The 16968-nt window shown below is 66.5% G+C and carries 8 protein-coding genes; 6 read left to right on the plus strand and 2 right to left on the minus strand.

The features are described 5' to 3' along the window. Positions 1-135: 135 nt before the first annotated feature. The 5 genes from QQY66_RS31250 to QQY66_RS31270 all read left to right on the plus strand — a co-directional run bounded on the left by QQY66_RS31250 (position 136) and on the right by QQY66_RS31270 (position 14646). Positions 136-4239 carry a LamG-like jellyroll fold domain-containing protein gene (locus tag QQY66_RS31250; RefSeq protein ID WP_367667004.1) on the plus strand — a complete coding sequence of 1368 codons (4104 nt, stop codon included), beginning with the start codon at positions 136-138 and terminating at the stop codon, positions 4237-4239. 230 nt (positions 4240-4469) lie between these two features. Further along, positions 4470-11384 (plus strand): polymorphic toxin-type HINT domain-containing protein, encoded by a 6915-nt coding sequence (locus QQY66_RS31255; RefSeq protein ID WP_367667005.1) that lies wholly within the window; start codon positions 4470-4472, stop codon positions 11382-11384. Continuing rightward, the gene (locus tag QQY66_RS31260; RefSeq protein WP_301983632.1) at positions 11381-11794 is read left to right on the plus strand and encodes a hypothetical protein; all 414 of its coding nucleotides are present in this window, start codon (positions 11381-11383) and stop codon (positions 11792-11794) included. The genes QQY66_RS31255 and QQY66_RS31260 overlap by 4 nt, the downstream gene beginning before the upstream one ends. Before the next feature lie 43 nt (positions 11795-11837). Further along, entirely contained in the window at positions 11838-12455 is a 618-nt protein-coding gene (locus tag QQY66_RS31265) for a polymorphic toxin-type HINT domain-containing protein (protein ID WP_301983635.1), read from the plus strand. Positions 12456-13401: 946 nt separating this feature from the next. Next, positions 13402-14646 carry an exo-alpha-sialidase gene (locus QQY66_RS31270; RefSeq protein WP_301983637.1) on the plus strand — a complete coding sequence of 415 codons (1245 nt, stop codon included), beginning with the start codon at positions 13402-13404 and terminating at the stop codon, positions 14644-14646. Positions 14647-14714: 68 nt separating this feature from the next. On the opposite strand, the gene QQY66_RS31275 is transcribed toward QQY66_RS31270, so the two are convergent. After that, on the minus strand, positions 14715-14960 hold the full coding sequence (locus tag QQY66_RS31275; RefSeq protein ID WP_301983639.1) for a DUF397 domain-containing protein: 246 nt from the start codon (positions 14958-14960) through the stop codon (positions 14715-14717). A gap of 10 nt (positions 14961-14970) precedes the next feature. Continuing rightward, complete coding sequence (locus QQY66_RS31280; RefSeq protein WP_301983641.1) at positions 14971-15825, minus strand: helix-turn-helix transcriptional regulator; 855 nt, start codon at positions 15823-15825, stop codon at positions 14971-14973. Between the two features lie 248 nt (positions 15826-16073). On the opposite strand from QQY66_RS31280, the gene QQY66_RS31285 reads away from it, so the two are divergent. Then, the gene (locus QQY66_RS31285; protein ID WP_301983643.1) at positions 16074-16568 is read left to right on the plus strand and encodes an ATP-binding protein; all 495 of its coding nucleotides are present in this window, start codon (positions 16074-16076) and stop codon (positions 16566-16568) included. Positions 16569-16968 lie beyond the last annotated feature (400 nt).

Below are 16968 nucleotides of genomic sequence, written 5' to 3' on the forward strand. Positions count from 1 at the left end.
ACCGTCGTGGGAGCGATCCCAGCGACAGCAGCCGCGGCTGCTCCGCCTCGGTCGATGCCGACGGGTGTCGAGGCGGGGGAGGAAACCGATCCCGCATTGGCGACGACAGAGGATGCTCTGGCCGAGGCGAAACGCTTGGGCAAGAGTGTCGAGGTCGGGTCGCTACGCGGAGAGAGCCGTGACGTCTATGCCACGCCCGACGGGAATCTGGAGGCGCGTGAGTACCTGCGTCCGGTGCGTGCGCGGGTCGAGGGCAAGTGGCAGCCGGTCGACACCGAGTTGGTGAAGACCTCGGAGGGGAGCGTGGCCCCGAAAGTGGCCACCGTCGGGCTGGAGTTCTCCGCGGGCGGGGACGCGCGTTTGGTGCGGATGACGAAGGCGGGGCGCGAACTGGCGCTGTCCTGGCCGGGCAAGCTGCCTGTCCCGGAACTGGACGGCTCGACGGCGACCTACCGGAACGTGCTCCCGGACGTCGACTTGCGCATGGGCGCGCAGGAGGACGGGTTCACCCAGCTTCTGGTGGTCAAGTCGGCCGAGGCGGCGGCCAGTGAGGAACTGGCCGAGCTGCGGTTGAAGCTGGGCACGGACGGCATGGAGGTTCGCGAGACGTTCGAAGGCGGGTTGGAAGCGATCGATCAGGGGGCCAAGGGTGCGGTGTTCGAGGCGCCCGAGCCGCTGATGTGGGACTCCAGCACGAGGGCCGAGCCGACGGCGGGCACCGCGGCGGCGAAGTCGCTCTCGGCCACCGCGGCGGATGCCGATGGCGAACCGGCGGCCGGCGAGTCGGGAAAGCTGGCGCCGGTCGGCGTGGACGTCGCGTCCAGCGGCGAGCTGGTCCTGACTCCGGATGCGGATGTGTTGCTGGGCGAGGACACCACGTATCCGGTGTTCATCGACCCGCAGTGGCACGCGCCGCGGGCGTCGGCGTGGACGATGGCGTCGAAGTACTGGGCGTCGTCGCCGCAGTGGAAGTTCAACGGTGAGTCCAACGCCGGTATGGGGTACTGCGGCTGGGCGTACTGCCAGCCGCACGACACCAAGCGGCTGTTCTACCGCATTCCGGTCTCGACGTTCGCGGGCAAGTCCATCCTGTCGGCCGAGTTCGTGGTGCGGAACGTGTGGTCCGCGTCCTGTAACGCGCGCGGGGTGCAGCTGTGGCGGACCAAGGACATCTCCACGTCGACGACATGGAACAGCCAGGACAACTCCGACTTCTGGATCGATCACCTGAAGACCCAGTCGTTCGCCTACGGCTATGACGGTTGCGCGGCCAAGGACGCCGAGTTCGACGTCAAAGCGGCGGTGCAGCAGGCGGCGAACGGCAAGTGGTCGACGATGACGTTCGGGATGCGGGCCGGCGACGAGGGTGACGCGTACGGATGGAAGCGCTTCTCGGACAAGGCGTTTCTGCGGGTGAAGTACAACCGCCCGCCGTCGCAGATCAGGACCTCACAGCTGGTGATGGACCCGGGCGGCACATGTGTGAAGGCCGACAAGATGCGGCGCGTTCGCACGCTGCCGACGCTGCGGGCACTCGGTGTGACCGATCCGGACGGTGATGACGTCTCGGTGCAGTTCAGGGCCTCGTGGGACGCGGGCGACGGCCGGAAGCCGCACTGGACACCAGGAAAGTCGACGTTCAAGAAGTCCGGCTCCGACTTCTCGCTCAAGCCGTCGAGGCTGCCGGCGAACAAGACCATCGTGTGGGAGGCGCGGTCCTACGACGGAGCGCAGTGGTCGCCGTGGAGTTCAGTGAACGCAAACGGTTGTTACGTCATGTATGACACGGGTGTGCCGGCAGGACCGTCGATCACCTCCACGCACTACCCGGCTTCCGATCCGGAAGACCCGGACGACCCCTGGTGGGATGGAGTCGGGCGCTACGGCGTGTTCACCATTGACTCCGCGTCCTCCGACGTCACCAAGTACTGGTTCGGTGTCAACGGGGACCCCACGAGCAAGCACACGCTGACGACATCGGGGGGCGGCGCCAAGACGATGAAGTTCATGCCCACCAAACCGGGGCCCAACTTCATCACCGCCCAAGCCTTCGACTCCGCAGGCAATGGCTCGGAGGTGCGCACCTATTACTTCCGGGTCCGTGCCGGGCAGCCTGACCGGCTCACGTGGGGCCTGGACGAGAGCCCTGGCGCGGACTCGTTCAGCGGCTCGGGCGGTGCCTGGCCCGCCGATTTGCACGGGGGAGCGACACCAGGAGGTGACGGAGTCACCGGCAACGGGCTGCACTTCGACGGCCTGGACGACCGGGCCGCCACCGTCTCCCCGGTGCTGAACACCCGCAAGAGCTTCTCGGTGTCCCTGCGGGCCAAGCTCGGCGAGCTCGACCCGTCGCACGGCGCGGTCGCCGTCGCACAGGCCGGCAGTACGAGGAGCGCGTTCGAGCTGTACTTCTCCCCGTCACGCAACGGATGGGTCTTCGCGCGGCACTCCGCCGATGCCGAGAACGCCACTGCGTCACGGGCGATGCAACCGGCCTGCGCCAGCGGTGACACGTCCTGCACGAGCAGCAGGCTGGGGAGGTGGACCCATGTCGTCGGAGTCTTCGACAACCCCAACAGCCAGGTGAAGCTGTACGTGGACGGCAAACTGGTCGGCACGGCGGCGTACAGCACGCTGTGGGACGCACGCGGCGGCACACTCCTCGGTGCCACCGAGACCGCCCGCACGCCGAACGGGTTCTTCTCCGGCGATCTGGACGAGGTGCAGATCTTCGACTACCAGCTCACCGGCGCCGATGTCACTCGGCTGCACAGCAAGCAGCCGGTGGACTCGGGCACCCGCCCGGCCAAGGTGGTCTGGCTGATGGAGGACGATCCGAACGCCACGGCGGTGACGGGCCGCGCCCAGAAGGTGACCGCCACTGTGCACGGCCGCCCGGCGTTCGGCGGCGCGGGCGTTGCCGGGACGTCCCTGCACCTGGACGGCTCGGACGACTACGCGACCACCGCGCAGCCGGTGCTGGATACCTACCAGAGCTTTTCGGTGTCCCTGTGGGCCAGGCTGCCCGCGGACAAGGAGAACCGGGCGATGACCGCCGTCAGCCAGGCCGGTTCCATCAACGCGGGATTCGATCTGTACCACTCGTCGGCCCTGGGCGGCTGGGTGTTCGCACGGGAAGAGTCCAACGAGAGCACATCCGCTGTGGTGCGCGCCGAGCAGAACGCCTGCCCCTCCAGCACCCCCAACTGCGCGGCGGCCCGGCTGGGTCAGTGGTCGCACGTGGTGGGTGTCTACGACTACGACGCCGGGCAGATCCGCCTCTACGTGGACGGCGTGCTGAAGAGTACGGAGGCGTTCACCACCCCCTGGCTGGCCACCGGCCCGGTCACCCTCGGTCACACTCTCACCCCCGGCGGGCCAGGGAGTCTCTTCAAGGGTGACCTGGACAAGGTACGCATGTACGACCGGACGATCTCCGATGACGAGGTGCGCCAGCTGTTCAGGCAGAACCCCGTGGTCAAGGGACGATGGAAGTTCGAGGACGCCTCTGACTCGACACCGCCGACCACGCCCGACGACTCCGCCGAGAAGAGAGCACTGACCCTGGGCGGCGGGGCGAAGACCGGACTCGGTTGGGTCGACGACGGTGCCCTGGAACTGGACGGCATCAACGACCATGCCGTGACTGCCACGTCCCCCATCGATACGGGTGCCAGCTTCACGGTCATGGGCTGGGCGCAGTCCGCCGGCGTACCGACCGACAGCGCAGCCGTTCTGAGTGCGCTGGGCGTCTCCAACAGTGCCTTCGCGATTCGGCACGTACCGGCGGCGGCAGGCGGGGCGGGTGCCGGGCACTGGCAGGTCTCGATGCCGAACTCTGATGCGGCGGACGCCACGGTAGTGCGCACTGAGAACCAGCAGTTCTACGACGCTCGAGATTGGAACCATCTGGCGCTCGTGTACGACGGCTTCGCCAGGGAGGCCCGGCTATATGTGAACGGGCAGGAGGAGATCGCCTGCGCGGACGCGGATGGTGACGGCGAGTCCGACGACGCCACCTGCGCCGATCGGTTCTCGTGGTCCGAGAACGTGCTGTCGTACAAGGCCACGGGCGGACTGCAGATCGGCCGGGCCAAGACGGCCGGAGCGTGGGGCGAGTACTGGCCCGGCGCCGTCGACGACGTATGGGTTTTCCAGGGGGCGCTCAGCGAATCGCAGGTCGCCCATCTGTCGCTGGGCATGCCGGGAGTCGCCACCGAAGTACCTGGCACGGACTGACCGGGAGCGGTGCTGCCCCGTTGCCATCGGCGCATGGGTCGGTATCGCTTTGCGGCCCGGCTCCGGCACGGGCCGCCCCGACTTCACGACGCTTGCACGCCCCCAGAGCCGCCCGGGCCGATCCCGCGTTGCGGTCGAGAGTGAATCCGAGGGGAACCATGAGGGATACGGCACACACCGCCCGAGCAGCCCGGTGGAGACGGAAGACCGCACTCGCTTCCGGAATCGTCATGATCGCCACGGTGCTCCAGGGAGTCACTGCCCCTGAGAATGCGGGAGCCGTGGCGGACGACGGGCGGGGCCGGCCTGCTCTGCCGAAAGCAGAGCAGGCTGTGGCAGGTTCCGCTGTGACGAAGCTGCAGCCCCGCACGGTGGAGGGCGGACCGCGCACCCCGCGCATCGCTCCCAAGGCCGAGTGGCCGGTGGCGGGTTCGGGCCGGGTGACGCTCACTGGAGCACCAGCGGGCGCGAAGGGGGCGAAGACCGCGACACCGGCCAAGGCCGGCGGACTGCCGGTCTCCGTCGGACAGCCCGCGGCCCTCTCCGCCCGCACGGCCAAGGGGCGCGAGGCCGCGGCCGGTCCCGTGACGGTCCAGCTGGCTGGACGCAAGCAGACACAACAGGCCGCGATCGACGGGCTGCTCGTGACACTCGTCCCCGAGCGGACGAACTTCACCGACGGCGCCGCCCAGGTGCGTGTCGACTACCGCGACGTCGCGCAGGCGTACGGCGGAGGTTACGGCGCCCGCCTCACTCTCTTGCAACTCCCCGCGTGCGTCCTGAAGACACCGGAGCAGGCCAAGTGCCGTACCCGGACGCCGGTCGAGACCGTGAACGACACGGAAGGCAGCACGCTCACCGCCCCGTTCGTGCGGCTCAGCGCCGCCCAGCCGACCGTGCTCGCCGCGGTGGCCGACGACAGCGCGGCCACCGGCGACTACAAGGCGACGACGCTCGCCCCGTCCTCTACCTGGCAGACCAACCTCAACACCGGTGACTTCGCCTGGTCCTACGGCATGGGCGTCCCCGAGGTGCCCGGCGGACTGAAGCCGAGCATCGGCCTCGGCTATTCCTCCGGATCGGTCGACGGTCGCACCAGCGAGACCAACAACCAGTCCTCTTGGATCGGCGGCGGCTTCGACCTGTGGCCGGGCTACATCGAGCGCCGCTACAAGCCCTGCGCGGACGACGGGGTCGAGAACAGCAACGGCATCAAGCCCGGCGACTTGTGCTGGGGCTACGACAACGCCTTCATCAGCTTCAATGGCAAGGGCGGCGAGCTCGTTCCCACCGGCACGGCCGGCGAGTTCAAGCTCCGTCAGGACGACGGCACTCGCATCGCGCGACTGACCTCCACCGGCCGAGGCAACAACGACGACAACGGCGAGTACTGGCGCCTTACCGACCCCGACGGCGTGCGCTACTACTTCGGCTACAACCGGCTGCCCGGCTGGGCCGACGGCAAGAAGACCACGGACTCGGCATGGACCACCCCTGTGTTCGGCGACGACACCGACGAGCCGTGCCACGCGACCGCCTTCGCTGACTCCTGGTGCCAGCAGGCGTGGCGCTGGAACCTCGACTACGTCGTCGACCCGCGCGGCAACGCGATCGCGTACTACTACACCCAGGAGAAGAACTCCTACGGCCGCAACCTGAAGGCCGCCGACGACACCCGCTACACCCGAGGTGGCCATCTCGACGAGATCCAGTACGGCCTCAAGTCGTCGTCGATGTACGGCACGAAGGCGCTCGCGAAGGTCACCTTCACGAACGATGAGCGCTGCCTGCCGAACAACCAGACCACCTGCTCGTCCATCACCTCGGACTCCGCGTACTGGTACGACACGCCCTGGGACCTCAACTGCGACGACGGCAAGGACTGCGACGAGGGCCGCCTCTCCCCCTCGTTCTGGACCCGCAAGCTCCTCACCGGTGTGACCACGCAGGTCCTCGGCGCCAGCGACACCTACCAGAAGGTCGACTCCTGGAAGCTGACCCACCGCTGGGGCATGGCCGATATCGACTACCAGTTGCTTCTCGACTCGATCCAGCACACGGGCCATACCGCCACGCCCGCGGTCACACTTCCGAAGACCACCTTCGCCTACGACGAGCTCGAGAACCGGCTCGACAAGACCGAAGACGGGTTCGCGCCGTTCATCAAGTCCCGGCTGTCGACGATCGCCGACGAGTACGGCGGCCAGATCGACGTCGACTACTCTGCGCCCGCCTGCGACTGGGCCGCGCTGCCCACGCCGCAGACCAACACCACCCGCTGCTTTCCGCAGTACATCGGCGGCAGCTCCACGGACGACCCTGAGCGTCAGTGGTTCAACAAGTACGTCGTCACGTCCGTCACCGCGACCGACCGCACAGGCGGTGCGCCCGACCAGGTCACCGCGTACGAGTACATGGGCCCGGCCGCCTGGCACTACGACGATGACGACGGTCTGACCAAGGAGAAGTTCAAGACCTGGTCCCAGTGGCGCGGTTACGGGCACGTGCGCGTCAAGACCGGCGGCCAGGGCGGCGACGTGGCCCTGAAGTCGCAGGCCAACACGTACTTCCTGCGCGGCATGGACGGCGACCGCGAATCCCCGACCGGCGGCAGCAAGAATGTCAGCGTCACCCTCGGCGAAGGCGAGGGCGACCCGATCACCGACCACGAGGCGTTCGCCGGCACCGTCTACAAGACCGTCACCTATTCCGGCAATGGCGGCAAGATCCTTGCTAAAACCGTGAACCGGCCCTGGCGCCACCAAACCGCGAAGAAGACCCGCGACTGGGGCACAGTCACCGCCAACTTCACCGGCATCGGCCGCGCCAAGTCGTGGACGTCCCTGGACGACGGGGCGGGAGTGTCCTGGCGGACCGCGTCCACGGCCACCACGCACGACACGGTGGCGGGCCGAGTCATCCAGGTCGACGACTTCGGAGACAACTCCACCGCGGCGGACAACCGCTGCACCCGCACCACCTACGCCACCAACAGCACCGGCAACATCCTCAATCTGCCCGCGCGGGTCGAGACGGTCGCGAAGACCTGCGACGACCCCGTCGACCGTTCCAAGGACGTCATCTCCGACGTCCGCTCGGCCTACGACGGCGGCGCCTACGGAGCGGCTCCGACCAAGGGCGACGTCACGGCCACAGCCCTGCTGAAGAAGCACGACGGCACCACGGCCACCTATGTGGAGTCCGGTGCCACGTTCGACGGCTACGGCAGGGTGCACACCAGCACCGACCTGACGGCGAACGTCACGGTGAAAGGCACGGCCGCGCCAGTGCGCACTGAGCGCAAAGACGGACGGACCACCGTAACGGACCGCACCCCGACCACCGGTTTCGTCACGAAGACGACGACGACCACACCGCCGGCCACGGAGGGTGACGCCAGCACCGGGCTGGTCAGCTTCGCCACTCACGATCCGCTGCGGGGAGTGCCACTGTCCTCGACCGATCCCAACGGCAATGTCACGACCTTCACCTATGACGCGCTCGGCCGGTCCTCGAAGGTCTGGCTTCCGAATCGGCGGACCACACTGTCGCCCAGTTACGAGTTCGACTATCTGGTCACGGACGGGCAGCCGGTCTCTGTCGCCACGAAGGCACTCGGCACCAACGGCAGCCAGGTCACCGCGTACAGCCTGTACGACGGGTTTCTGCGGCAGCGTCAGACGCAGAAGCCGGGCCCTGACGGCGGACGGCTGCTCTCGGACGTCTTCTACGACGAACGCGGTCTGACCGCCAAGACCTTCGAGACCTACTACGCCACTGGCGCGCCATCAAGGACGTTGTTCAAGCCTGAGGGCGCGCTCGCGGTCGAGACCCAGACCCGCGTCACGTATGACGGCATGGGCCGCCCGACCGTGAGCCAGCAGATCGCGGGCAACGGCGACGGCGGCCGGGTGCTCGGCACCACCCGCACCATCTACGGCGGAGATCGCACCACGGTCATCCCCCCGGAGGGCGGCACAGCAACCACCACAGTCACCGACGCCCGTGGCCGGACGACTGAACTGCGCCAGCACCACGCACGTGCCGCGGAAGCCGCATACGACACCACCCGCTACGCCTACACCCCACGCGGCGAACTGGAGAAGCTCACCGACCCGGTCGGCAACATCTGGCGCTACACCTACGACCTGCTCGGCAACCTCAAGACGGCCGTCGACCCGGACAAGGGAAACAACTCCACCACCTACGACGACCGTGGCCAGGTGTTGTCCGTCTCTGACGACGGGGACACCGACCTGTACTACGCCTACGACGGACTCGGTCGGCAGACCGAACTGCGTGAGAACAGCGCCACCGGCACCCTGCGCGCCAAGTGGGTCTACGACACCATCAGCGGTGCGAAGGGCCACCTGGCCGAAGCTGTCCGCTATGTCGGCGGCAACGCGTACACCAGCAAGGTCGTCGCTTACGACCGGCTGTACCGCGTGCAGCGCTCGACCATGACGATCCCCGCGAGCGAAGGCGCGCTGGCCGGAACGTATCTGTCGGCCACCGCCTACAACGAGGACGGCACGGTGCGCACGACAGGATTCCCGGCGGCCGGCGCGCTGCCCGCCACCACGGTGGCGTTCACGTACGAGGATCAAACGCTCCGGCCGATCGCGCTCAGCGGCAGCCAGGGCCTGGACGTCACCACAAGCTACAGCCTGACCGGGAAGCCGCTGCAGTACGAAATCTCCAACGACGGCGGCAAGAAGGCCTGGGCAACCAACAGATACGAATGGGGCACGCAGCGCTTGGCCACCTCGCGAGTGGACCGCGAGGACGTGCCAGGCGTCGACCGTCAGAACACTTACCGCTACGACCAGGCGGGCAACGTCCTCTCTGTCTCGGACGTATCCCGCTCCGGCACAGATACGCAGTGCTTCGATTACGACTATCTGCGCCGGATGACCGCGGCCTGGACCCAGTCCACCAGCACCTGTGCCGAGGCCCCCAACGGTCAGACGGTCGGTGGCCCCGCGCCGTACTGGCACTCCTACACCTACGACAAGGTCGGCAACCGGCGTACCGAGACCCTGCACGACATCACGGGTGACACGGCGAAGAACACCGTACGCACCTACGACTACCCCGATCCCGGTAATCCGCGTCCGCACGCGGTTGACACCGTGACCCAGACCGGGCCGGGCGGAACCGCGCAGGACTCCTACGGCTACGACGTGGTCGGCAACACCGAGACCCGCACCCTCGCGGGTACAACCCAGAAGCTCGACTGGGATGCCGAAGGACATCTGGCCAAGGTGACCAAGCCGGTCGAGGGAAAGCCGGACGAGGTCACCGAGTACATCTACGACACCGAAGGAAACCGCCTCATCGCCCGGACGCCAACGGAGTCCACGCTGTACCTGGGCGCCACGGAGATCACCGTGGCCAAGGGCAGCACCACTCAGAAGGCCACCCGCACCCTCGGCGCCGGCGACGGCCACCAGGCGGTCATCGACAACGACGGCTCGGTCACGTTCACCCTCGCCGACCACCAGGGCTCAGGGCAACTGGCGATCCAAGCCGCGGACCAGCAGTTGACCCAGCGCCGCACGCTGCCGTTCGGTGATATTCGTGGCACTCGGCCGAGCAGTTGGCCTGGAACCGCCGGATTCCTCGGCGGGACGGACGACTCCGAGTCGACCGGACTGCAACACCTCGGCGCACGTGAATACGACCCGGCGACCGGCCGGTTCATCTCCGTCGACCCGCTCCTCACCCCAAGCGACCCACAGGCGCTCAACGGCTACGCCTACAGCAACAACAACCCCCTCACCTTCAGCGACCCCGACGGCCTGCGCTGCATTCACGGCGCGCCCGGCGGCGGAGCGGACGGCATCTGCGCCGGCGTCCCGGGCGACACCGACGGCGTCATCAACGCCGACTCGAACAACTGCTCCCGGACGTCGTCCTGTTACGACACAGCCGTCGACATGATCAGGGCGTCCAAGCGGGACAGCACCTACGGCAAGAAGCCGATCGTCATCCAGCCCAAGGGCGACTCGGTCACCATCCAGGGCGTCTACATCCCGACGCAGGCCGAACTCGTCGAGATCTTCCCCTACTACCACGAGCGCCTGGACTACCAGCACAACCTGGAGAACTGGGCGAGAGCCCGGTGCACGATGACGAACGCCGCCGGCTCGGACTTCTGCACCGCGGTGGGCAAGCTTGGCTGGTTCGGCGACCAGAACGGTCCAGGGATCCTGGAGGTCCTGGGCATCGACGACTACGTCGGCTGCGCCCAGGGATCCGGCAGCGCCTGCAAGGCGGCCGCAGTGGACGCGGGCATAGCGGTGGGCACAGGGCTGCTCGGCAAGGGCGCCAAGGTCGTCTTCAAGGGGTTCAAGGCTGCCTTCAAGAAGGCAGACTCCGTACCCATCCAGTGCCTTGTCGGGGGTGGCCGGCACAGCTTCACTCCGGGAACGCTCGTCCTGATGTCCGACGGGTCCACCAAGCCCATCGAGGACGTCCGGATCGGCGACGAGATCGTGGTCACTGACCCGGAGAGCGGCCGGACCACGACGCGGACCGTCGTCGCCACCATCGTCACAGAGGACGACAAGCACTTCGTCGACCTCACGGTCTCCCGGAAGGGAGCCAGTGGCACCGATTCGCTGACCTCCACGACGACGCACCCCTTCTGGTCGCCGTCTGAGGGCGCCTGGGTGGATGCCGGTGATCTCAAGCCGGGCATGACACTGCGCGCCGTCGACGGCAGTACGGTCGAGGCCGAGAAGACCAGAGAGTTCCGCAAGCTGCAACGCACGCACGACCTCACCATCAACGACATCCACACGTACTATGTGCTGGCGGGTGAGACACCGGTACTCGTTCATAACAGCAACTGTAATGTTGCTGGTCGAGGGCTTTGGCAGCTAACCAAGGAAGGCTCGACGAAACTCCTAAAGGGAGGTCCGTTCAAGACCACCTTTTATAAGAGTGCCTCGGACGGTACCTGGTGGACTCCGGACGTGACCGGCCATGGTGAATCGGCGTTCAAGGTCTATCGGGAGACCAGTAAGGGCCTCGAATGGATCTCGGATGCCGATAAATACGGCGACTACATGCCGGACAAGTGGAAGGGCGATACGGGGAAATTTATACCGAACAGCAATTTGCGGGGCGTCAAGAGATGATCGAGACTGCCGACGAGTTCGTACGGCTGCGCAACAGCTCAGATCCACAGGAATGCCGCAGGGCGGCAGCTGAGGAGGCGCCCGCGCAGGTATGGATGGAGGTCGTCGATCGATATCCGGAAGAACGGGTGGCAGTTGTCCAGAACAAGACGGTGCCGTTGGCTGTTCTGGAAAGACTGATCGACGACCCTGATGCTCGCGTCCGTTTCATGGTGGCCATGAAGCGGAAACTTTCACCGGACCTTCTCGAGCGCCTCGCTCACGATGTGGACGAATCGATCAGAATGAGGGTCGCGCAGCACAGGAATACGTCGAGGAAGACATTGGAATCCCTTCGGCACGACCCCTGGAGTGAAGTTCGCGCGGCTGTGGACGACCGACTAGGCGGCACCGGCAGCGATCTCCTTTGAGGTGAGTCGATCGGCCTGAAGAGCCCCACCGAGTTGTGTTTCGGTGGGGCTCTTCAACGGTTTGACGGCAACGCTGACGGCAACGTCAGCGGACGACGGCTGTGGTGGATGGGTCGTCGGGGAGGTTGGCGACCCCGCCGAGTGCGACGTTGAGGGTGTCGATGGCCTGGCGTTGGAGACGGAGTCGGACGTGGGCGTAGACGCCGGCGGTGACGCCGATGTGGGCGTGGCCGACGGCACCACCAAGGACATCGAGGACATCAAGGCCGGCGACACAGTCCAGGCCACCGACCCCGAAACCGGCGAGACCAGCCCCCGGGAAGTCACCCGTCTGATCATCACCGAGGACGACAAGCACTTCAACAAGCTCTCCATCGCCACCGACGACGGCATCGAGACGCTCACCGCAACCTACGAACACCCCTTCTGGTCACCCTCCGAAGGCGACTGGGTCGAAGCCGGCGACCTCAAGCCGGACATGACCCTCCTCACCGACGACGGCGACACGGTCATCGTCACTGCCAATCGCCCCTACACACCCAGCACGCCACCACCTACAACCTCACCGTCGGCGACCTCCACACGTACTATGTGCTGGCGAATCTCGCGGATTCAAAGCCGAAAAGCCCACGATCGGGCGGTTCGGGGCAATCAAAGGTAAGCCAATTGGCATGCAAACAGTTGATGGCAAGACTGGCTTCAGGATCGAGTGCGATCAGCGAAGTGGTGCTCATATCAATGTGTGGTCCGGGAAAGAGAAGGGTCCGCACTTCAAGTTCAATGCCTCGGAGGCGACGGTAACGGAACTTCAAGGTCTGCACGGGTGCTCTTGATGGAGGATGGCTATGGCAGGTGATTATTGGGAAGAGGTGGTATATTCCGTGCCGCCGCTAAGCACTCTAGAGCGAACAAGTATGTCAGCCGCCTTCGATTGGATTGACCTCCATTTTCCGTTCGATGGGGGGAAGATTGATTGGCGCCTGGTGGGAGGGGGGCACGCCCACTGGAAGATCGATGATGGAGACATGCTGGCAGCGAGTGCATCCAGGGAGATTTGTGAACGAGTTGGGCCCGACTCTGCAGTCGAGCATGTAGGAGACGGGCTCTCGCCCTATGGCGTGCGCTTTACTGGGAATGATGCCGTATCGGTTACGGCTGCGCTCCTTGAGATACCAGAGCATCACTACTTCCTAGCAGAGGATCGGGCGTGGATCGTGGTGGTCTCCACTGAGGGCGACTTGGATGTTGTGGATCTACTCAACTCTTAGAGGGAGTCGCAACTCAATCGGGTGGCAGGATCGTCGGCAGAGAGGGTCGGCTGCTTCCAGCTGTAGTAAGAATTCAGGAATACCCAGCTTCCCTCGGGTAGTGCTGCCTCACCGGGGTAAACCTGCTCGGGCGATCTTGCCGAAGAGGAGGGGGCTGAGCGCAATCAGGACCTGGCGTTCGAAGACTCCGTACCCCGCTGCGAGACTGCCACTCGAGCGTCGTCTGTCCCTCAGTTTGCGATCTGCCCCAAAAGTGTTGCCGCGTCGCAGCAATACTCTAGGTTCACGCAACCCGCCCCCAGCGTCGATCTCCGAGAACCCGCCAACCTGAGGAGAACAATGAGCCGCCCTTTCCCGAGTCGCCGTTTATCCGTGCTCGGCGCTGTCGCGATCGCCGTCGCCGCGCTGGTGGTCGTCGCCCGGCCCAGGGCGGATCAGGCCGACAGTGCAGATGCAGAGACGGAGCGAAGATGCGCGTCCTCGGTGCCGTACACCTCGGGCACGGGAGGCTACGCCAGCTACCGCATACCCGCGGTCGTCCGAACCCGGGCCGGGACCTTGCTCGCCTTCGCTGAAGGGCGATTAGGTGGCAGGGAGGACCACGGCGACATCGATATCGTGCTCAGGCGGTCGAGCGACGGCGGGTGCACGTGGGGGCAACTGCAGATCGTCGCGACGGGCGACGGGGACACCCGGGGCAACCCGGCGCCGGTTGTCGATCCCCGGACCGGGAACATCGTGCTCGTCACCTCGTACCACAGCGGTGACGTCACCGAAGCGCAGATTCTGCGCGATGAGGCCACGGACGAGCAGGGCCGCCGGGTCTTCGTGCAGACGAGCAAGGACGACGGGCGGTCCTTCTCCGCGCCACGGGAGATCACGTCGGCGGTGAAGCGGCCCAGCTGGCGCTGGTACGCCACAGGGCCGGGCCACGCCGTCGCGCTGACACGGGGGGACCACGCGGGGCGCCTGATCGTGCCCGCCAACCACTCCTCCGCGCCGCCCGCGGGGTCCAGAGACACCGGGCAGGAGCCCAAGTACTACGGGGCACACACGATCTACAGCGATGACGGAGGGCAGTCCTGGCACCTCGGCTTCGTCGAGGACGCCTACGAGGGCGTGCACAACGCCAACGAGTCGACGGCGGCTCAGTTGCCGGACGGGCGGCTGTACTTCAATGCCCGGAACCAGAAGGGGACGAGCCCGGGGAACCGCCTGGACGCCTACTCCAGTGATGGGGGTGCGAGCCTTGACCGAGGGTATACGGAGCAGAGTTCGTTGAACGACGTGCCCTTGGTGGAGGGCAGCGTGCTGCAACTGGCCGGGGAAAGGGGGAACCTGCTGTTCTCGGGGCCCTCTGTGCCGACCGACCGTGCGGCGATGGCGCTGTGGAGCAGCACGGACGGGGGACGGTCCTTCGGCAAGGTGCTGACACTGTCCTCGCGGAAGGCCGCGTACTCGGACCTCGTGCAGGCCGATGCCGAGACCGTGGGGATCCTGTACGAAACGGGCATCGAGACGGCGTACGAAGTGATCGAGTTCCGGCGGGTCCCGTTGCGGGAGTTGCCGACGGACGGCGGGTAGAAGCGGGGTCTGACCCTGACACGGGTGCCTGTCCGCCATGACGGGGGTGCCTGTCGGCGGGACGTTCCCTAGGGTGTCTGTGTTCCTGTGGTCGAATGGGGTCCGCTCAGTCGTTCGGGCTGTTTTATCGTCGGTCCACGCCAGTGGCGCAGGGCTGATATCAGGTCGGCGAGTTGGCGTGGACCGGTGGTGAGGATGGTTTCCGGTTCGTCGCTTTCGTGGAGGAGGATCGTTCCGGTGGGGGTGGCGGCGAGGTGGACGCAGGCGGAGGCCTCCTGGCTGTACGTGGACTTCTGCCAGTGCAGTTCGCGCATGGGAGGCTCCTCAGCGGTCGTGGGCGAGTTGGGTGATGAAGTCGCGGGACTTGGTCGGGGGCAGCGCGGCGTCCAGTAGGCGGTTCACGATCAGCCGGTATCGCTCCAACTGTGCGGGTGATTCGATGAGTTCGGCGCCGTGATCTGTGTCGAGCTGGACGGTGTCCAGCTGGTGGACCGGTCCGTGGAAGTAGTCGATGCCCTGACCCGAGGTGGGGAACGGACCGTTGTCGAAGGGGATCACGGCGATGGTGACGTGATCCAGCTCGCTCATCTTGTTGATGTGGTGGAGCTGGGCTCGAACAGTGGCACGGTCGCCGAAGCGCATGCGGAGAGCGGCCTCGTGGATGATCGCCGTGTACGGCGGGGGCTGCTCGCGGTGGAGGATCTCCTGGCGTTTGATGCGGTGAGAGACGCGGTGCTCGATCTCGTGAGGTTTCAGTGGCGGCACCGCTTGGTGGAACAGCGCGCGGGCGTGGTCGGCGGTCTGCAGTAGGCCGGGGATGTTGATGATGTGAGCCACGCGCAGTGCGATGGCGTGGTGCTCCACCTCGGTGAGGTCAAGCATGCGGGGCGAGAGAATCTCGCGGTACTCCTCCCACCAGCCGTGTCGGCGCTCCCCTGGCATCGCCGCGAGGGCGTTGATCAACGGCTCGTCGGTGCAGTCGTAGTGGCGGGCGATGGTGCGTACACGGTCGGCGCTCACGCCGTAGCGCCCGGCCTCGATGTTGCTCACGCGTGACTGCGTGGCGCCGATGAGTGCGGCGGCCTGCGTGGCGGACAGGTCCGCGCGCTCGCGCAGCCTGCGCAGCTCGGCACCGAGGCGCCGGCGCCGGGCGGTGGGGAGGGGGTTTGGCTGCGGCATTGGATGCGTTTCCCGTTCGTACGTATGGCGTGCGGGTCACCCACACGAAGGTAATGGGGACTGTATTCCATCGCATTCATGGAATGTAGTCCATGAGGCGCTCTACGGTGAGACCCGAGCCGCTCAATCGGCCCCGTCGATAAGCCGGAAGCGCACCGCGCGCTGCGTCCTGTGCCATGCGTGCGGCACTGCCACCGCCCGACCGAGCCGTCGAGCGAATCCAAGTTCCCCCACCGCAGGAGGCGTTCATGGTCACCGTATCCCCGCCGTCCCCGTCGGAGTGTGAAGCGGAGTCAACTTGGGCGTACGCCCTCCAATTGCCCCACGATCCCCGTGCCGCCCGCATCGCTCGCGTCACCCTACGGGCCGTACTCGCCGGGCACGGCATGTCTCAACTCGCCGATGCGGCGGAACTGTTGGGATCCGAGCTCGTGACCAACGCCTATCGCCATTCCACTGGCCCCGTCGGCCTCCGTCTCCGCGGCCTCGGTGGCGGTCGGCTGCGGGTGAGCGTCTGGGATGCCAACCCGCACATCCCGCCCCCGTTCGACAGGTCGCCAGGGCGTCTGCGTCCCGTGCCGGCCGAAGCCGACGGTGGACGCGGTCTGTTCCTCGTCTGTCATTACGCGGATGCGTGGGGCGGATATCCGCTCGGAGATGATCTCTTCGGCCGGGGCGGGAAGCTGCTGTGGTGCGAGCTGGGGGCCTCGGCGGCCGATCATGCGACGAGGGTTGTCGCGTGATCGGGCTTCACACCCCTGCCTCCGTGCAATCGCGGCATGCTGCTGTCGTGGCGGAGTGCGCCGAGCATGCGCATGGAAGCACTCGAACTCCTTCAGACTCGTGTATGGCGCCGAGCGCCTGCCCGCCACCCTCGATGAGCTGGACGGGTCGGACGGCGGGCGCGTCGAGGTGTCGCTGCATCTGGCGTGGTCGGGGTTGCGCGTGTTCGACCTCGGTGACGAGAGGGACTTCGCCACCCGGCATCCCGCCTCGATGACGGATATCCGTCGCGGACGAGGGGGCTTCCCAGGACGCGTGAGCCCTGGGTGCGCCGGATGTGGTGACCTGATCGCCCTCCCGTGAACGTCCTGCGCTGCTCGCCCAACGCCCCCGCCCCGCCGTGATAGGGAAACCCCTACG

It is taken from the genome of Streptomyces sp. DG2A-72 (assembly GCF_030499575.1).
Taxonomy (GTDB): Bacteria; Actinomycetota; Actinomycetes; order Streptomycetales; family Streptomycetaceae; genus Streptomyces.